The 19,760-nt window shown below is 34.9% G+C and carries 18 protein-coding genes; 3 read left to right on the top strand and 15 right to left on the bottom strand.

The annotated features are described in order from the left end of the window. Nucleotides 1–28: 28 nt before the first annotated feature. The 11 genes from F6U93_RS13920 to F6U93_RS13870 all read right to left on the bottom strand — a co-directional run bounded on the left by F6U93_RS13920 (nucleotide 29) and on the right by F6U93_RS13870 (nucleotide 11,554). A complete protein-coding gene (locus tag F6U93_RS13920; RefSeq protein ID WP_150940837.1) occupies nucleotides 29–679 on the bottom strand; it encodes a phage head spike fiber domain-containing protein in 651 nt (216 codons plus the stop codon). Between the two features lie 22 nt (nucleotides 680–701). After that, complete coding sequence (locus F6U93_RS13915; protein ID WP_150940836.1) at nucleotides 702–1,754, bottom strand: GDP-L-fucose synthase family protein; 1,053 nt, start codon at nucleotides 1,752–1,754, stop codon at nucleotides 702–704. A 6-nt stretch (nucleotides 1,755–1,760) separates the two neighbouring features. Beyond that, nucleotides 1,761–2,879 carry a GDP-mannose 4,6-dehydratase gene (gmd, locus tag F6U93_RS13910; RefSeq protein WP_150940835.1) on the bottom strand — a complete coding sequence of 373 codons (1,119 nt, stop codon included), beginning with the start codon at nucleotides 2,877–2,879 and terminating at the stop codon, nucleotides 1,761–1,763. Nucleotides 2,880–2,988: 109 nt separating this feature from the next. Beyond that, on the bottom strand, nucleotides 2,989–3,843 hold the full coding sequence (gene rfbD, locus F6U93_RS13905) for a dTDP-4-dehydrorhamnose reductase (protein ID WP_150940834.1): 855 nt from the start codon (nucleotides 3,841–3,843) through the stop codon (nucleotides 2,989–2,991). After that, nucleotides 3,840–4,385: a dTDP-4-dehydrorhamnose 3,5-epimerase gene (gene rfbC / locus F6U93_RS13900; protein ID WP_150940833.1), complete on the bottom strand. Its 546-nt coding sequence runs from the start codon at nucleotides 4,383–4,385 to the stop codon at nucleotides 3,840–3,842. Before rfbC ends, rfbD begins: the two co-directional genes overlap by 4 nt. Beyond that, nucleotides 4,386–5,252 (bottom strand): glucose-1-phosphate thymidylyltransferase RfbA, encoded by an 867-nt coding sequence (rfbA, locus tag F6U93_RS13895; protein WP_150940832.1) that lies wholly within the window; start codon nucleotides 5,250–5,252, stop codon nucleotides 4,386–4,388. It lies immediately after the preceding gene. Between the two features lie 10 nt (nucleotides 5,253–5,262). Then, a complete protein-coding gene (gene rfbB, locus F6U93_RS13890) occupies nucleotides 5,263–6,306 on the bottom strand; it encodes a dTDP-glucose 4,6-dehydratase (RefSeq protein ID WP_150940831.1) in 1,044 nt (347 codons plus the stop codon). A gap of 82 nt (nucleotides 6,307–6,388) precedes the next feature. Further along, entirely contained in the window at nucleotides 6,389–7,456 is a 1,068-nt protein-coding gene (locus F6U93_RS13885; RefSeq protein WP_150940830.1) for a hypothetical protein, read from the bottom strand. Between the two features lie 6 nt (nucleotides 7,457–7,462). Continuing rightward, nucleotides 7,463–9,151 carry a DUF6909 family protein gene (locus tag F6U93_RS13880; RefSeq protein ID WP_150940829.1) on the bottom strand — a complete coding sequence of 563 codons (1,689 nt, stop codon included), beginning with the start codon at nucleotides 9,149–9,151 and terminating at the stop codon, nucleotides 7,463–7,465. Between the two features lie 45 nt (nucleotides 9,152–9,196). Beyond that, complete coding sequence (locus F6U93_RS13875) at nucleotides 9,197–10,684, bottom strand: GH3 auxin-responsive promoter family protein (RefSeq protein WP_191963528.1); 1,488 nt, start codon at nucleotides 10,682–10,684, stop codon at nucleotides 9,197–9,199. Further along, a complete protein-coding gene (locus F6U93_RS13870; protein ID WP_150940828.1) occupies nucleotides 10,685–11,554 on the bottom strand; it encodes a M23 family metallopeptidase in 870 nt (289 codons plus the stop codon). It lies immediately after the preceding gene. Nucleotides 11,555–11,702: 148 nt separating this feature from the next. Between F6U93_RS13870 and tatA the strand changes: the two genes are divergently transcribed. After that, the gene (gene tatA, locus F6U93_RS13865; protein ID WP_150940827.1) at nucleotides 11,703–11,888 is read left to right on the top strand and encodes a twin-arginine translocase TatA/TatE family subunit; all 186 of its coding nucleotides are present in this window, start codon (nucleotides 11,703–11,705) and stop codon (nucleotides 11,886–11,888) included. Between the two features lie 81 nt (nucleotides 11,889–11,969). Here the strand turns inward: tatA and F6U93_RS13860 are convergent, their stop codons facing one another. From F6U93_RS13860 to dusB, 4 genes are all read right to left on the bottom strand, one after another. Beyond that, on the bottom strand, nucleotides 11,970–12,953 hold the full coding sequence (locus F6U93_RS13860; protein WP_150940826.1) for a DUF4837 family protein: 984 nt from the start codon (nucleotides 12,951–12,953) through the stop codon (nucleotides 11,970–11,972). A 65-nt stretch (nucleotides 12,954–13,018) separates the two neighbouring features. Further along, the gene (locus F6U93_RS13855; protein ID WP_150940825.1) at nucleotides 13,019–14,599 is read right to left on the bottom strand and encodes a LysM peptidoglycan-binding domain-containing protein; all 1,581 of its coding nucleotides are present in this window, start codon (nucleotides 14,597–14,599) and stop codon (nucleotides 13,019–13,021) included. 82 nt (nucleotides 14,600–14,681) lie between these two features. Continuing rightward, the gene (locus F6U93_RS13850; protein WP_150940824.1) at nucleotides 14,682–15,869 is read right to left on the bottom strand and encodes a phosphoglycerate kinase; all 1,188 of its coding nucleotides are present in this window, start codon (nucleotides 15,867–15,869) and stop codon (nucleotides 14,682–14,684) included. Nucleotides 15,870–16,070: 201 nt separating this feature from the next. After that, entirely contained in the window at nucleotides 16,071–17,066 is a 996-nt protein-coding gene (gene dusB, locus F6U93_RS13845; protein ID WP_150940920.1) for a tRNA dihydrouridine synthase DusB, read from the bottom strand. Nucleotides 17,067–17,284: 218 nt separating this feature from the next. Here dusB and lepA point away from each other — a divergent pair, with 218 nt between their 5' ends. After that, nucleotides 17,285–19,081: a translation elongation factor 4 gene (gene lepA, locus F6U93_RS13840; RefSeq protein ID WP_150940823.1), complete on the top strand. Its 1,797-nt coding sequence runs from the start codon at nucleotides 17,285–17,287 to the stop codon at nucleotides 19,079–19,081. An 87-nt stretch (nucleotides 19,082–19,168) separates the two neighbouring features. Further along, on the top strand, nucleotides 19,169–19,429 hold the full coding sequence (locus tag F6U93_RS13835) for a hypothetical protein (RefSeq protein WP_150940822.1): 261 nt from the start codon (nucleotides 19,169–19,171) through the stop codon (nucleotides 19,427–19,429). Nucleotides 19,430–19,760: the final 331 nt, after the last annotated feature.

Genomic DNA, 19,760 nt, shown 5'->3' with positions numbered 1-19,760 from the left:
AAATAAGTTCTAAAAAACTCTTTTATTATTAATGTTGTGAAAAGACTTCTTCTATAATTATACTCGATGGCACAATATAAGTTTTTACTAATTTGTTGGTTTTTCCTTCCCACCTAGAAACATCTTTATCCTTGGTAGTAGCACCCATAATTAATTTTATATCACTTGATGGCAGCTGTGCAGTTAAACTACATTTAAACCAATCGTCTTTTAGCTTTTCAATATCTGCTTTTGGGTTTTGAAAATCCTTAGCAACTTTAACTCCTAAAACAGTGCCATTATCTAGATTATAAATAGCATCAACTCTATCGGGATACTTCCCTACAATTCTTAACCCTAAAAATGGGCATTCATCACTTTTTTTAACAACCAAGCTTACCTTGTAGGTTTTTCCTGGCTTCACCTGGACTGAGGTTGTTTCTAAATAAGAAGGTTCTAAGGCTGTTCCTCTAGAAATAGAATAAGCTCTTAAACCTGAATAATAGAATGAACTAGGTTCGATATCTACTCTTACTCTTGACCATGTAACCAAGTCTTCACTATCAAAACTATGGATTACATTTTCATTTTTTACCGTAGATACGCGTGCGGTTTTAATATTAACATCCTCCGTACTACTTGTACTTTGTTTACAAGAAAAAGTGAGCAAAAAGATGAAAAACACTATTAATTTGTACATTGCTATCAAATATTAATTAATATTATTCTTGCCCCTCCTGATACCATTTATAAACTCTTGAAACACCTTCTTGCAACTCAACACCGCGCTTCCATCCTAAATCATTCAATTTAGAAACATCTGTCAACTTACGCATGGTCCCGTCAGGCTTATCGGTATTAAATACCAAATTACCTTTAAAACCAACGGTTTCTTTTATAGTTTCTGCCAATTCCTTTATTGAAACATCTTCACCTGTTCCAATGTTAATATGCGTGTTTCTAACCTCCTTTTCATCAGATTGGTAGGTGTCTGAAAAATCTCTGTTTTCCATAATAAACACACAAGCATCAGCCATATCCTCACTCCATAAAAATTCGCGTTTTGGTTTTCCAGAACCCCAAATTTCAACGCTATTTCCAGAAACTCCAAAACCTTTTAAATAGGCTTCTGCTTCTTCAATAGTATTAACTTTTAAATCTTTAACAACCTCATCATGCTTATTCTCCGACAATAACTTAGCTAAATGAATTTTTCTTATTAAAGCGGGTAAAACATGTGATTTTTCTAAATCGAAATTATCATTAGGCCCATATAGATTTGTAGGCATCACTGAAATAAAATTTGTATTATACTGCAGGTTATAACTCTCACACATTTTTATGCCTGCTATTTTCGCTATAGCATAAGGCTCGTTTGTATATTCTAAGGGCCCCGTTAACAAACAGTCTTCCTTCATGGGTTGAGGTGCGTTTTTAGGATAGATACAAGTGCTTCCTAAGAATAATAATTTTTTAACCTGATGAATATAACTTTGATGAATCACATTATTTTGAATCATCATATTTTCATATATAAAATCGGCTCTATAGGTATTATTTGCCACAATACCACCAACTTTTGCGGCTGCTAAAAACACATAGTCAGGCTTTTGCTCTTGAAAAAAATGAGCAACGGCCTCCTGGTTTGTTAAATCTAATTGGCTATGGGTTCTTATAATAATATTTTGATACCCCTTACTTTCAAGGTTTGCTAAAATGGCACTTCCTACGAGACCTCTGTGACCAGCAACATAAATTTTAGAGTTTTTATTCATAAAAATTTACTCAAAATAATTCATTGTTTTATAACCACCATCTTTTAGGTACTGCTCTTTCTCCATGAGTTTAATATCACTTTGCATCATGTCTTCTACTAAGCCTTTTAAATCATACTTAGGAACCCATCCTAATTTTTCTTTAGCTTTAGTAGCATCACCTATTAACAACTCTACTTCGGTTGGTCTAAAATATTTAGGGTCTACAGAAACCACTTCTTTCCCTATTTCTAACTGATAGTTCGGGTTATTACATTTTTTCACAAAACCTTTTTCCTCTTCATCTTCACCTTTAAATTCCAGTTCAACACCTACATGCGCAAAACACATGCTAACAAAATCACGAACAGTGGTCGTTTTATTTGTGGCAATTACCCAATCTTCAGCTTCATCGGCTTGCAAAATCATCCACATCATACGTACATAATCCTTGGCATGTCCCCAGTCTCGTTGGGCATCTAAATTCCCTAAATAAAATTTATCCTGTAAGCCTAATGCGATTTTAGAAGTTGCTCGAGTAATCTTTCTAGTCACAAAAGTTTCGCCTCGAATAGGCGACTCATGATTAAACAAAATACCATTACAAGCATACATACCGTAGGCTTCTCTGTAGTTAACTGTAATCCAATAGGCGTACATTTTTGCAACAGCGTACGGACTTCTTGGATAGAAAGGTGTCGTTTCTGTTTGAGGTACTTCTTGAACTTTACCGTACAACTCTGATGTAGATGCTTGGTATATTCTAGTTTTCTTTTCAAGACCTAGAAGTCTAATAGCCTCTAAAAGTCTAAGTGTCCCAATACCGTCGGCATTAGCTGTATATTCTGGCATTTCAAAAGATACATGTACGTGACTCATCGCGGCAAGGTTATAAATCTCATCAGGCTGAACCTCTTGTATTAATCGCGTTAGGTTAGTACTATCGGTTAAATCGCCATAATGCAAAAAGAAATTTTGATTTTCAACGTGTGGATCTTGATACAAATGATCTATACGATCTGTATTAAATAAAGACGATCGTCTTTTTACACCATGAACTTCATACCCTTTTTTAAGTAAAAATTCACTTAAATAAGCACCATCTTGTCCTGTAACACCTGTTATTAAAGCAACTTTTTTCTGCATTTATATTTTTTTAAACCTTAAATTTAACATGAATGGCAAAAGTAAGATATTTGTTTTGCTCTTCACGAAGATTCATCCTAAATAATGAAGTGGCAGGTGTTTTTTTTTGCTATAATCTTGTCAAAGCGACCTTGAGACTCATTTCCCATTCTTGAATTTCGCAACTCAAAATTTGTTTTACTTTCGACTTATCTAAAACACTGTATTTTGGACGTCTAGCAGGGGTAGGGTATTCTAATGTAGTGATAGGATTAACAGTTATGTTTGTATTTGAAAGCTTAAATATCTCTTTGGCAAAATCGTACCAACTCGTAATACCTCCATTGCTATAATGATACAAACCATAGTTATTATTATTTGCATCGATAACATCCAATAAGACTTTAGCTAAATCCTTCGCATAAGTTGGGGCACCTATTTGATCACTAACTACACCTAACGTATCGCGGGTTTCGGCCAGACGTAACATGGTTTTCATAAAATTATTCCCATGTTCGGAATACAACCATGACGTCCTAAAAATAAAATACCTTTTTAAAACTTCTTTAATTGCTTCCTCACCTTTAAGCTTAGACGCCCCATAAACACTAATTGGGTTGGGTATATCATGCTCAACATAAGGTTTATCGCTTTCTCCATCGAACACAAAATCGGTTGAAACATGCAATAACGTCGCCTTAAACTCAACACATACTCTTGCTAAATTTCTGGGACCTTCTGCATTAATCTGAAAGGCCTTTTGTTGTTCATTTTCAGCTTTATCCACCGCAGTATATGCAGCACAGTTAATACAATAATCAATTGATTTTTGAGCTTTGAAGAAGGATAAAACTTGATTTACATCACAGATATCCAACATTGAAGCATCGGCATAAATAAAATTTAAATGGCGATATTGCGCCTCTAAATCTCTTATACAACTTGCCAATTGGCCTTTAGCTCCTGTAACTAAAACATCAATCATAAACTTAAGCTTTCAAAACTTGGAAGGATTAAATCTTTTTCTGAAATTATAAATTCATCGGGATTTAATTGCCAATCTATATTTAAGGTACTATCGTTATACATAATCCCTCCTTCTGAAGATTTATTATAAAAATTATCGCATTTATAAGCAAACAAAGCAGTTTCACTTAACACGACAAAACCATGAGCAAATCCACGAGGTACAAATAATTGCTTTTTATTTTCTTCAGACAACTCTACTGAAAAATATTCACCATAAGTAGTTGAGTCTTTTCTCAAATCTAAAGCTACATCTAAAACCTTTCCTTTTATCACACGTACTAACTTCGCTTGAGCAAATTCTCCTTTTTGAAAATGAAGGCCTCGCAATACCCCTCTTGAAGAATACGATTCATTGTCTTGAACAAAATTAACATTAGAGCCAACACCCTCATTAAAAGCTTTTTGATTATAAGACTCTAAAAAATAACCTCTTTTATCTTCAAACACAGTAGGCTCGATAAGAAAGCACCCTTTAAGTTTTGTTTCGGTAAGTTGCATTTATTTATTTTTCAGTAGTGCTAATAGATTCTTCCCATAACCACTCTTAAGCAAGGGTTTAGCCAAGGCTTTAAAAGCAGCTTCATCAATATATCCCATTTCATAAGCGGCAGCTTCAATTGCCCCAATTTTTAAGCCCTGCCTTTCTTCAATCACCTCAACAAACTGTGATGCTTGCATAAGCGATTGAAACGTTCCTGTATCCAACCATGCTGTTCCACGGTCTAAAATACTTACATTTAAATTGCCCTGCTCAAGGTAAACTTTATTAACATCGGTTATTTCTAGTTCTCCTCTAGGGCTTGGCTTAATATTTTTAGCAATTTTTATAACCGTATTATCATAGAAATAAATACCTGGGACTGCATAACTTGATTTTGGGGCTTCCGGTTTTTCTTCGATTGATATGGCCTGTCCAGAATCATTAAATTCTACAACGCCATAGCGTTCAGGATCATGAACCTGGTAGGCATATATAATACCACCGTCAGGATCATTATTTGTTTGAAGTAAATCAGACAACCCTGTACCGTAAAATATATTGTCTCCTAAAATTAACGCCACCTTATCGTTTCCAACAAAATCTTCTCCAATAATGAAAGCCTCTGCTAATCCGTTTGGTTCTTCTTGTACGGCGTAATCAAAAATGCAACCGTATTTTTTACCATCACCTAATAAATCTTTAAATAAGGGTAAATCTTTAGGCGTTGAAATAATTAAAATTTCATTAATCCCGGCATACATTAATGTAGATATCGGGTAGTATATCATAGGCTTGTCGTAAACAGGCATGAGCTGTTTACTCACCGATAAAGTTAGTGGGTGTAATCGTGTTCCTGAACCTCCTGCTAAAACTATTCCTTTCATATAAACAAGATTAACTGTACTGTTTTTTATAGTATGATTGATACACACCACTGGTCACATTTTCTAACCAGTCTTTATTACTCAGATACCAATCGATTGTTTTTTTAAGACCCTGCTCAAAAGTCACTGAAGGCACCCAGCCGAGTTCTTCTTTAATTTTTGAGGCATCAATGGCATATCTTAAATCATGTCCTGGTCTATCTTTCACAAAAGTAAGTAAGGCTTCTGAAGTCCCTGGAGCTCGACCTAACTTATCATCCATTTGAGCGCAAAGTAATTTAACTAAATCAATGTTTTTCCACTCATTAAAACCACCAATATTATAAGTTTCACCATTTTGTCCTTTATGAAAAACCATATCGATAGCAACAGCATGATCTTTAACATACAACCAGTCTCGCGTGTAATTACCATCGCCATAAACCGGTAAAGGTTTGTTGTGGATGATATTATTTATAAACAAAGGAATAAGCTTCTCAGGAAATTGATTTTGCCCATAATTATTAGAACAATTTGAAATAACATAGGGTAAATTATAAGTTTCACCGTAAGCACGAACAAAATGATCAGAGCTAGCTTTTGAAGCTGAATAAGGCGAATTTGGATCGTAGGCAGTCGTTTCAGTAAACAAGCCTGTTTGGCCTAGTGTTCCGTAAACCTCATCAGTACTAACGTGATAAAAACGTTTATTTTCAAAATCACCTTGCCATAAATTTTTAAAGGCATTAAGTAATACCATGGTTCCTATAACATTTGTTTTTACAAATGCCAAAGGATCTGTAATCGAACGATCAACATGAGACTCAGCCGCTAAGTGTATCACCCCATCAAATTGATAATTTTCAAATAGGGTTTCTATAAATATTTCATCAGTAATATCGCCTTTCAGAAAAGTATAATTAGTCTTATTTTCAAGATCTTTTAAGTTCTCTAAATTGCCGGCATAAGTGAGTAAATCCAAATTAAAAATTTGGTATTTCGGATAAGTTTCAACAAACAACCTTACCACATGAGAACCTATAAACCCTGCTCCACCTGTAATTAAAATACGCATACGTCTTCTTAATATTTAGATACTTATTTATACGACACAAATTTACAATACTCTAAACACATGCCTTAAATGGTTAAACCATCTACTTCTTAGTTTCGTTTTCCAAGAATTTACCTAAACCTAAAATCGAAAACATTCCTAAAGTTAACGCAAATAAAACTAAAGGGAATACAAATTTCATTTTGTCGGTCCACTCTCTAATATCATAACCTGTTTCAGGAAAGCCTCCTAATACATTAACTACCCCATATTCCTCAGCTTTTCGAAGATTTACTTCACGTCTCAACTCCTCAAGATTTAAACGTTTTTCAATCACTTTAGATTCATCCATTAATAATCCTTGAGATTCATTATCTCCTGCTAAATATAGGTTTGTTCCAGAGCCAACAACAGGATCTTTACGTGATTCGTTAATTCTAATTTTTAAATATTCATTAGCTAAAGAATCTGTTTTCTGAATTTGACTTTTTAAGGCATTTTCCTCCAATTCTAAATTTCTCTTATTAGTAATTACTAAATTTTCTAAATATGGGTTATCTATTAGTTTATTTGTAAATCTAGATTCAATTAATCGAAAAATGGATTTATTTGTAGATGCCACGCCAATTTGGTGTTCTGGATAATCTGTAGCATGTAAAGAACCTAAATAACGATCAAAAGTCATTGTAGTTCTAGATAAAGAATCTAATTTCATATAAAACTCAGAATACATTTCGGCAACCTGGTTTTCATCTATAGAAGCTTTAATATAGAACCCTTTTAGTTTTGATGCTTGAGAAGGATCGACACCAAGAATCTTTGATAGCCTCATTGAATCTTTATCAATGGCTAATTGATGAAGCTGTTTTACATTTTCATAAACTTGATGTGCCGACTTGAAATTAGTTTCAATAAACATATTTGCGCCATACAATTTATCAGATTTAGAATCTACAACAAAACCAATAACAACTCCAATCACTATTGCCAAACCATACCATAATTTACGTCGGTAAAAATGTGACAGTAAAGCAATTACCAACCTATATAAACCAATAAAAATGCTTGCTATAAACTTAAACAACTTATCAAAACCTCTCCCGATAACCTTAAATAATTGTCCTAAATCTACTTCTTCAGACTGTTGCGATTTCTGCCCTTCGTTACTCATAATAATTTAATTAAGTATTTGTTCTAATATGGTTTTTGTTATTAAATATGTTGGTTTTACTCCCGATGTTCCTAAACCTCCCGACGCCAATGTAGCTCCTGTTTCTAATGGATTATCACTTGCATAGTAAGCATAACGAACTTTTACATTTTCGCTTATACTACCTCTTACCTTTGAAGCCGCTTGAATGGCTTTCTGGTAATGGGCACCCTCCATTTCTAAACCAATAACTTTCCAAGTGGAATTGTAAAAGAATTTTAAAATATCTTTATTCTGTAATGAGGTTCCCAATACCGTAATCATAGAACCTTCATAAACCGAAACGCCTTGACCTTCTAAATCTTCTTTTTTAAGCTCGTTTTGAAACGGGTAATTATCGGCTGTACCTTCAAAAATATGCGCCGAAGGAATCATAATATCACCTTTACCACCTTCTAAAATTCCTGCTTTCCCCATAATAGAAACAGAACCTACATTCATATGTATTTCTTCATCTTCAACTTTATAGGGTTTGAGTAATTCATCTATGGTTTCATAGGCCTGCTCTCCAAAAGCATAATCCATAACCAAAATAACAGGCTTTTCATCATTTATGATAGTTTCAGAAACTTCAATGCCAAGTTTGGAGGCATCAAATTTAGCCGAATCAAATAGTTGAACATCAATATTTGCACCTGAAGTATCTTTAATATAAATCATGCCATTTTGCATGGCTTCTTTAGAGACTTTATGGCGAGACGTTTCATTATCAGACTGACTTAAAGACTCATAAATATCAAAAATATCCTTCTTAGAGTTTTTGACTTTTAAAGCACTCTGCGCAAAAAAGGTATTCATTACGCTGTGCATGTTTGCACTAATAATATGTAATGGACGATTAAGTAATCCTTCTTTAAAAAGCGTTTCCTTTATGGTATCGGCCCATACTTCGCCGTGAATATGATGCCCTATGCGTTCACGTAACACAGGACTAAAGGTAATGGTTCTTTTTTCTTTATTAATGAGTTCTTCTATAGCTAGCTTACCCAACCAATATACAATATGTAAAAAGCGCTCTGGCTGTGAGTTGGTAGCAAACTCATTATAAATTAAATGTATTTCATTAAACGTACGCCCCAATATGTTGGCTGCATGCGTAATAGCGACTTCACGTTCCTCTCTAGTAAACTTCTTTTTAGATAATACTGCTTTTTCAAGCTTCACCCAATCCCTAGTCGTGGCACCATCTTCATCAATTAAGACACGCTGGCCAATTTTATGAGATTCAATAAAAATAAACGTAAGATGGGTTAATATATCATAAATCTCTGATCGCCCTCGTGTAATTTCAATATTCATCTGTTCGTTATCAATACGATAACAGTTACGACGACGTTTTTTCGGGACTATCGATTGAAAATGTGAGTTTGAATAGCCTTCATCACTCGTTAAATTAATAAACGTGCATTCTTCAATGCCTTGAGGCAAACGGTCAATAACATAAAGCAAACCTTGCAATTCAGCTTTTTCTTCACCAACTGAACCATAAATTTCAGGTCTTAAAAGCAAAAGTGCTTCTCTCAAGGTTTCGCCTGAAATCCCCATAGGCTTATAAAACCCACGATTAAACAAGTGACGCATGGTGATATACAGCCGCTCTATCGCGTTCGAACTCTCTTGAGCTCGGGTTCTGGTATGAAGTTTTTTATGCGCCATAAATACTTTTAAATGCTCGCCAAAGATAACATTATTGAGCTAATCTTACTGTGGAATGCCTTCAACAATTTTTCGGTCGTTAGACAATCTCGGAATTTTATTTTGTCCGCCCAACTTCCCTTGCGATTTCATATAAGCCTGAAAACCACCTTTTTTCACTGAATTTATTTTCAAGGGTTGCAAAACCTTCCCAACAATTAAATCGTAATAGTAACTGTTTTGCTTTTGCAGGGAGTTATCTAATTTTTTCGCCAAAGCGGAAAAATCTTGTGGTTCATTTTCAAATTCGATAAACCATTCATGATACGGCAAACCTTCTTCTGGTGTAATTTGCGGTGCGACCGTAAACTCTGAAACACGAATGTCTGTACCTTCAGTAGCTTCTTGCATGGCCTGTTCCACTTCTTTACCTATCACATGTTCGCCAAAGGCTGAAATAAAATGTTTGATACGCCCTGAAACAATCACACGATAAGGTTTTGTAGAAGTAAACTGAATGGTATCTCCTAAGTTATAGCCCCAAAGTCCAGCGTTTGACGAAATAATCATCACATAATTCACACCAACCTCAACGTCCTTTATCGTAAGACGCTTTGGGTTTTCAGTAAAAAATTCATCAGCCTTGATAAACTCATAAAAAATTCCTGAGTTTAACAAAAGCAACATACCTCTCTCGTTCTGCTTGTCTTGGTAAGCAAAAAAGCCTTCACTGGCAGGGTACAATTCAATGCTATCTACTTTTCTACCAATAAGGTTTTCAAATTTTGCACGATAAGGTTCGTAATTTACACCTCCAAAAATGAATAGATTAAAGTTTTTGAAAACATCACCTACAGCCTTTCCTGTTTTCTGCTGAATTTTTTCAAAATACATTTGAACCCAAGACGGAATTCCAGAAATAACCGTCATATTTTCGGGAAGGGTTTCCTCTACTACAGCATCAACCTTAGTTTCCCAATCATCAATACAATTGGTTTCCCATGAAGGCATACGGTTCTTCTGAAGGTACTTAGGCACATAATGAGCTACGATTCCAGACAATCTCCCCAATTGTATACCATTCTGTTCTTTCAACTCCGGGCTGCCTTGTAAAAATATCATTTTGCCATCTACAAACTTGGCATTACCAGTTTCGTTGATGTATAATAAAATAGCATTTCTAGCAGCCTCTACATGATTAGGCATACTCTCCTTAGTTAGCGGAATGTATTTTGCCCCTGAAGTCGTACCAGAAGTTTTTGCAAAATACAAAGGTTTCCCTTTCCAGAGCACATCAGGCTCACCAGCAACCACACGTTCTACATAAGGTTTTAGCGCTTCATAATCGCGCACAGGTACACGTTTCACAAAATCACTGTGATTATTGATACTCACAAAATCATGATCTTGCCCAAAAGCTGTACTTGCGCCTTGTGCTATAAGTTCTTCAAACACCTTTTTTTGAGTGTCCACAGGGTTATTAGCCCATTTTTGAACCTTTTTATATATAATTTTTGCAAATGGTTTTGCTAAAGCAGATTTTATTGATATCATTTAATTAAAATCGATAAAGTTTGTAGGATTAATTGGATAACCGTCGTTCCAAAGTTCAAAATGTAAATGTGGTCCTGTTGATAATTCTCCGGTGTTACCAGCAGTGGCAATCACTTCACCAGATTTTACTAAATCGCCTTGTTCTTTAGTTAGTGAAGAACAGTGTTTATAAATAGATATTAAGCCTTCACTATGTTCAAGAATAATAACATAGCCCGTACTGGCACTCCATTCGGCAAAAATTACTACACCATCGGCAGTCGCCAAAATAGGCGTGTCTTTGGCTACAGTAACATCAACAGCATAATGCTTATTCTTTGGGTTATAGTTTTCACTAATAACCCCACTTACTGGCGGAAATAAAACAAAGTTGGTTGCCGAGGTTGCCGATTCAAATAGATTATATTTATCTTCTTTATCTACTTTTTCACGCAACAAAGAATCTTCTGGACTCGGAGCAAAATCTACCTCGCTAGCTTCAATTTTCACAGCGTTAATTATTGAATCTCTGTTAAAATCTACCGTACTAACGTCACCCGTTAATACTTTTTTAATAGAGCTATAATAACGATTATTCATACTAATCACTTGCTGTAAAGAATCGGTTTTATAACTAAGTTCGGTAGCCTTCTTTTTCAAAGCTGTAGAAGAATAGCCTGGAATATATTCTCTTAAGGGTGTTAAGGCAATAATTAAATAGGTAATTGAAATAAAAAACACAGCCATTAAGGACCCTATAACAAAAACGTTTAATCGGGTTAGCTTAAATGATAGACGCTCCTCAAAAGTATTTTCATTAAGAATGACTAACCGGTACTTATCCAGTAGTTTTCTAATTCTTTTTTTTGGTTTCTTTTCTTGATCTGACATGTGTTGCAAAAATAGAGAGAATTTATGAAATAGTAGAGCTCTTCAAGCAAAGTCTCTTTGAATTCTACTAACTACAAAATGCTAAAGTTATACTTAAAACGGTATTATTAAACTTTAATTATTAACTTTGTTTTTTAAATTTATAACTATGAACTTATATATGTTACCATTAGCCATCGGACCTTGGCAAATTGCCCTAATCGTGGTGGTTGTTTTACTTTTATTTGGAGGTAAAAAAATTCCAGAATTAATGCGCGGTTTAGGTAGTGGCATTAAAGAATTCAAGGATGCTAGTAAAGAAGATGAAGAAACTAGCGTAGATAAAAAAGACTAAATTGTTTTTATACTAATACAAAAAGACCAGCAAACAAAATTTGCTGGTCTTTTTGGTTTTAATCGTTTAAAATTGGAATCTTTAATCGAATTTAACTGATTTGATAATAGACTCTAATTCTAACATATAATTTCTTTTTTCAACAGATGGTGCAAAGGAAAAACCTTCTACAAACACCCAACGGTTATTAGCTTTGTCCTCAATGGCATAATTAATAAAAGGCCCACCCATAAAGGCGTTTTTTACATCCCAAATACCTCTTACCTCAAGCGCGGGTTTACCATCTATTGTGGTTTCTGTAATGAACGGCGCATAAGCATCTTCGGTAACCATATATGAACCTTCTATAGGCCCTTCAATATATGTTTTTCCAATGGAATCTCTAATTTTGATAATCTGATTAACCACACTATCATTACGTTGAATGGCATTTAAAGGCAATTCATAAAGCATTAAATTATTCGTACCAGTAGTGATGTCTTTTCTAAACCAGAAAAAACTATCTGTTTCGGTAGCTTTTCTATAAATGGAAGCAAACTGCATGGTTAAACCCAACTTTTCTTGAATGGTTTTAAAGGTATGCGGCGACTTCATCATTTGACGTTGGCGTTCAGCCAATTCTTCCTGTCTAAAAACATCTATAATTTCAGCTTCGTTTTCTGCAAGTACTGTGATAATGTCTTCTTTAGTTTGACCGGAAACCGTAATGACTTTTTGCGGTTTCGCATAAACATTTGTAGCAATATTAAAACCTTTTGCTTTTTTTGGATTTATGATTAAAACCGTTCTATTTTTAGTGACAAAACCAGAGAAAACAGATGACGGAATTTGACTGATACTAAACATAGGTTCATCCTGGGGCAATCCATAAATAGGTTTGGTTAAAACCGAACGAATGGCATCACCAACACGGCCATCCCAATAATCATTATCGGTCACTACCGAAACATTATTAATAGCCCCTGATGCATCTGGAAGAAAGTCTACTGCGTTAGATTTTTTTTTATTATCTCCACAAGAGATAAAAAGCAATACAATAAAAGCTAAACATATGGTATGTTTCATAATACAAGTCTGATTTTTTACTAATACCAATTATAACCTAAAACGAGCCCTATAATTGGTATAAATTATCCTTTGGAAATTTTTAATTTCATTCCAGGTTTTAATTTAGTACCACTAATACCGTTCCAATCTATAATATTTTGAACAGAAACTCCAGAAAATTTTTGTGAAATACTCCAAAGGGAGTCTCCATTTTTAACGGTATACACCAGTTCACCACCCGAAATTTCCTTGGTACTTACAGTATTTGAACTGGCCGAACTGGCTCCCTGCGGATGTTTCGGATAAATAGTAAGACGCTGTCCAATATCTATGTTATTACTTCGTAAGCTATTCCATCGTTTGATATCGCTAATGCGAACCCCATATTTTCTAGCAATTTTCCCAAGGTAATCACCAGACTTTACACGGTATCTTATTTTATTGCTCGTTTTGGAATACTGCGGTAATGGTTTTTCACGCTTGTTGAATTCTGTTTTAGCGTAGTGATAAATTTCAGCTTCATTATTAACAAACTTGCCAACCACTTCAATTGGCAAACGCAATACATAATCTTCGTCTTTTATATAAGGAATGATATCTAATTTATAAGAAGGGTTTAAAAACTGAAGCTCCTCAATAGGTGTTCCCGTAACTTCTGAAACATGATCTAAAGTAATCATATGTTTTACTTTAACCGTATCGGTTTGGAAATAGGCAATTTCAGGATTTGGTTTTGTAAAACCATGTTCCTCGGCATATTCAAAAATATACATATTGGCTAAAAAAGCTGGTAAATACCCCGCTGTTTCTCTTGGCAAATTATGACGTATATTCCAGTAGTTTTTATACCCTCCAGAGCGTCTAATCGCTTTATTCACGTTTCCTGGTCCTGAGTTATAAGCCGCTAAAGCCAAGTCCCAATCATCAAAAATATCATAAAGTCGTGATAAGTATTTAGCTGCTGCTTCAGTAGACATAATAGGGTCACTACGCTCATCAACATAACTAGTGACATGCAAACCATAACTTTTACCAGTCGTATACATAAACTGCCACAAACCTGTTGCCCCAACTCTAGATTTGGCTCTTGGTTTTAAAGCCGATTCTACAACCGCCAAATATTTAATCTCTAATGGCATGTTATACTTATCAAGTTCAGCTTCAAACATTGGAAAATAGAAAGCACTCATATTAATAAGCCTTTGCAAAGTTTTTGGTCTATTCTTTAAATAGGATTTAATAACACTTTCTAATGCAGGATTGTATTCTACATTAAATGGTGTTCTTGCATTTAATGCTTTCAAACGTGCCTTGAGGGTATCAGTAGGCAAGTCATTATAAATAACCGGTTCGTAATCTAGATCGGCAACACTTTTTGAAATGGTATCATAGAGGTCATGACTGTTATACAGTTCATCACGCCATTTCTTATCAAACTGAGCTGCTAAAGTATTGTCTTTTAAGTTTTTTATTGAAAAGCTATCTATAGCAACAGATTTTACTGAAGCCTGTTTTGCATCTAATAAAGTATCCTTGATTTGAGACTTTCCAATGTATGAGGAATCCTTTTGCGAAGAATTATAAAGTGAAATAGAATCTTGTGTTTGAGAGAATCCCACACTTATGTTAAGCACTAGGAAAAGTATAAAAAAACGAATTGCCATAAAATCTGTATCAATTAATTAACTGAACGATAATTATGGCAAAATTCGTATATTTTACGCGAAACTAAAAACTTAAGCGCTATTATTCTAGAATGGCAGCAATACCAGGTAAGGTTTTACCCTCTAAACTTTCTAGCATAGCACCACCTCCAGTACTTACATAACTCACTTTATTTTCAAATCCAAATTGCTTCACAGCCGCAACAGAATCACCACCACCAACAAGTGAGAAGGCGCCGTTTTTAGTAGCTTCAGCAATAGAGTTTCCTAATTCAATCGTTCCGTTTGCGAAAGATTCCATTTCAAAAACCCCTAATGGACCGTTCCAAAGAATAGTTTTAGATTCTTTAACCACTTTATCAAAAGCAGCAATAGATTTTGGTCCGGCATCAACACCTTCCCAACCATCAGGAATAGCAGTAATATCAACAGTTTGCTTGTTGGCATCATTGCTAAAATCGTCAGCAGCAATGGTATCAACAGGAATATGTACCTGTACATTCTTAGCTTTAGCTTGCTCTAAAATCTCTAAGGCCAATGGCATTTTATCATCCTCACAAATAGAGTTTCCTATTTTTCCGCCTTGAGCTTTTACAAAAGTAAAGGCCATACCACCACCAATTATAAGATGATCTACTTTATCAAGAATATTCTCTATAATTGTAATTTTTGAAGATACTTTTGCACCACCTAAAATAGCTAACACAGGTTTTTCTCCTGTTTCCATCACTTTATTAATGCTTTCAATTTCTTGAGCTAATAAGTTTCCGAAACATTTTTTACCTTCAAAAAACTGAGCTACAATAGTTGTTGAAGCATGTGCTCTATGTGCAGTACCAAAGGCATCGTTTACATAGATATCACCTAGTTTCGATAATTTTTCCGCGAAAGCGACATCACCAGCAGTTTCTTCTGAATAAAAACGTAAATTTTCTAGTAATAACACTTTACCCGGCTCTAAGCTTGCTGCAGCTGCTTCAGCCTTTTCACCAATACAATCGTCTACAAACTCTACTTCTACACCTAAAATTTCTGAAACTTTATCTGCAATATGCTTTAAAGAAAACTCGTCTTGAAATCCTTTTGGACGCCCTAAGTGCGACATTAAAATACAGCTTCCGCCATCTTCTAAAATCTTGATTATTGTTGGTTTTGCAGATACAATTCTAGTAGCATCAGTCACCTCAAACTTGTCGTTTAAAGGCACATTAAAATCTACTCTAATTAAGGCTTTTTTATCTTTGAAATCAAAATCGTTTAACGTTTTCATAGCTCTATTTTTTAACTTTTAAATATTTTACATACAAATGTAACTAAATAAAGAGTGTTAAAAAATCTGTTTTTTCACGAAAACGTTTGAAATTTTAAAGAAATTAACATATTCCATGATAAACGGGAAACTATAAGTTAAAAGCGAAAGATTTACGCCTTTAAATGGTCGTTTTTCAGATGAATTTAAATTCTAAAAAAACTATTCTGTAAACTGATAACCTGCGAATTTTTCTAAAACCTCATCAAAGGCTGCAAAAACATCCTCGGAATGGTCTGAAGTCACCATTTTCATGCGGTATTCTTTAAAATGCGGAATCCCTTTAAAGTAATTGGTATAATGTCTGCGGGTTTCAAAAACGCCAAGAATTTCACCTTTCCAGTCGATAGACATTTGTAAATGACGACGTGCCGCTTCAACACGTTCTTCTAATGAAATAGGTGCCAAGTGCTCACCGGTTTCAAAAAAATGCTTCACTTGCTTGAAAAACCATGGATTTCCTATACTGGCACGACCAATCATACAACCATCTAAACCAAATTCGTCACGCATGAGCATGGCTTTTTCTGGGGTATCTACATCGCCATTACCAAAAACAGGAATGTGCATGCGCGGGTTGTTTTTCACTTCCATTATAGGTTTCCAATCGGCTTCACCTTTGTACATCTGCGCACGTGTACGACCGTGAATAGCAATGGCTTTACAACCTACATCTTGCAAACGTTCAGCCACCTCCACAATACGAATGGAGTCATGGTCCCAACCCAAACGGGTTTTAACAGTAATAGGAATATTGGTGCGTTTTACCATTTCGGCAGTAAGCTGTTCCATCAAACACACGTCTTTTAAAATCCCTGCGCCTGCGCCTTTGCTCACCACTTTTTTTACGGGGCAACCAAAATTAATATCAATGATATCTGGTTTTGACTCTGCTACAATATCAATAGTTTGTAGCATGCTATCCAAATTAGCACCAAAAATTTGAATACCCACTGGGCGTTCTTTTTCGTAAATATCTAATTTCATAACGCTTTTTGCTGCGTTACGAATTAAACCTTCACTCGAAACAAATTCGGTATACACCACATCAGCACCTTGTTCTTTACACAAAGCACGAAATGGCGGGTCGCTAACATCTTCCATTGGCGCTAAAAGCAATGGAAAATCTGGAAGTTCTATGTTGTCTATTTTTACCAAAACATCTATAATTGTGCGCAAAATTACAGTTTTTTAATGAAACATAAAGTTTTTAACCCCACTGAAATAGATTCACAAAGCAGCTGAAAAAACCAAAACTTACTGCTTCATCTAAAAACTTAACTAAATACAGGCTTACTAAGCTGCTAAAAACAATAGATATAAACCGATAAAACGCCTATATTTGCAAATTAAATCTAGGTAATAGATTCCTTTTTATGAAGAACATTAGAAACTTTTGCATTATTGCACATATTGATCACGGTAAAAGTACTTTGGCTGACCGTTTATTAGATCACACAGGCTCTGTGACTGCTAGAGAAAAGCAAGATCAATTGCTAGACAGCATGGATTTAGAGCGTGAACGTGGTATCACCATTAAATCACACGCCATACAAATGGATTATGAATATGAAGGTGAAAAATATATTTTAAACCTGATTGACACCCCTGGTCACGTTGATTTCTCTTATGAAGTTTCTCGTTCTATCGCAGCATGTGAAGGGGCTCTTTTAATTGTAGATGCCGCACAAAGCATACAGGCGCAAACCATTTCTAATTTATATTTAGCTTTAGAAAACGATTTAGAAATTATTCCTGTTTTAAATAAAGTAGATTTACCAAGCGCCAATCCAGAAGAAGTTACCGACGATATTGTAGATTTATTAGGTTGCGACCCAGAAGAAGTGATTCACGCCAGTGGAAAAACGGGTTTTGGTGTTGATAACATTTTAGCTGCCATTATAGAACGTATTCCTGCTCCAAAAGGTGATCCAGAAGCACCTTTACAAGCTTTAATTTTTGACTCGGTTTACAATACTTTTAGAGGTATTGAAACATATTTTAGAGTTTTTAATGGTGAAATTAAAAAAGGACAAAAAATAAAATTCGTTGCGACGGATAAAGAATATTTTGCAGATGAAGTTGGTACGTTGAAATTAACTCAAGTTGCCAAGAAAAGTGTAAAAGCTGGAGACGTAGGTTACCTCATTACTGGAATTAAAACCGCCAAAGAAGTAAAAGTAGGTGATACCATTACCGATTTTGCTAAACCTACAACCAATATTGTTGAAGGTTTCGAAGATGTAAAACCAATGGTTTTTGCTGGAATTTACCCTGTTGACACTGAGGATTATGAAGAGCTTCGTAATTCTATGGAAAAACTACAACTAAATGATGCCTCATTAGTTTTTGCTCCAGAAAGTTCTGCCGCTTTAGGTTTTGGTTTCCGTTGCGGATTCTTAGGCATGCTTCACATGGAAATTATACAAGAGCGTTTAGAACGTGAGTTTGATATGACGGTAATCACAACGGTTCCCAATGTATCTTACCACGCCTTTACAAACAAAAATCCTGATGAAGCGTTTATTGTAAACAACCCATCTGATTTACCAGACCCTTCAACAATTAATCGTGTTGAAGAACCTTATATTAAAGCCACTATAATCACCAAAGCCGATTTTGTAGGTAACGTGATGTCGCTATGTATTGAAAAACGTGGAAACATTATAAATCAAACGTATTTAACACCAGAACGTGTTGAGTTAATTTTTGAAATGCCTTTAGCTGAAATTGTATTCGATTTTTACGATAGGCTTAAAACCGTTTCAAAAGGTTATGCTTCTTTTGATTATTCACCAATAGGCATGAAAACATCAAAATTAGTACGTTTAGATATTTTACTAAATGCACAACCTGTAGATGCACTTTCTGCTTTAATCCATGCTGATAATGCACAAAATATTGGTAAAAAAATGTGTGAGAAATTAAGAGAATTAATTCCGCGTCAGCAATTTGATATACCAATTCAAGCAGCCATTGGTGCTAAAATTGTTTCTCGTGAAACTATTAAAGCGCTGCGTAAAGACGTTACAGCCAAATGTTACGGTGGTGATATTTCGCGTAAACGTAAACTTCTTGAAAAACAAAAGAAAGGTAAAAAACGTATGCGTCAAGTGGGTAATGTAGAAATACCGCAACAAGCATTTATGGCAGTTTTAAAACTGAACGATTAAGTTCCATACGCCTTATAAAATCAAATAAAGACTATTCTAAAAAGGATGGTCTTTTTTGTATAATTCAATTTTTAAAAAAGCCCTAATATGAAATCTATTAAAATCTTAAGCATGCTTCTTTTCGGTCTTGTATTGACCTTATCATCTTGTAAAGAAGAAGCCAAAGCTCCTAAACAAGAAATAGCAAAACCAGTTACAACAACGGCAACAACTACAAAGACAGCAACTACTGAGCCTGCTCAAAACGCAAACGGAACTTGGCATTACACATGCATGAAAGGCTGTCCGGGAGGTTCTGGAACTGCTGGCAACTGTAAAGCTTGTGGCTTGGCTTTAATGCATAATTAAACGTACCATACGAATGCGACTAACATACAATCTTCGTCACCATTTGCAGCAGAACCTAGTCAAAATGCTGCTGGCGTATGGCATTACACCTGTACAAAAGGCTGTATATCACGGATAACACCAAGGTTTACATAAACTTTAGGTGAGGTAAAAAAAGTAAAAACTATCTATCCTTTTAGTATAAATCTAATTTGATAGGTGGTTTTTTTATGCTCAAACCTCATGCATTCCATAAAACCTGATGAAGTAAATATTTAATAGATTTAACCGCACAACAACTAAAATACAACAAAAAGTTTCGGTTTTTTACTACGTATTACTATTGAATACA

This window comes from Pseudotamlana haliotis (genome assembly GCF_008806375.1).
Lineage (GTDB): Bacteria > Bacteroidota > Bacteroidia > Flavobacteriales > Flavobacteriaceae > Pseudotamlana > Pseudotamlana haliotis.
Note: the sequence above shows the minus strand (reverse complement) of the source record. Positions and strands in the feature narration are given on the sequence as shown.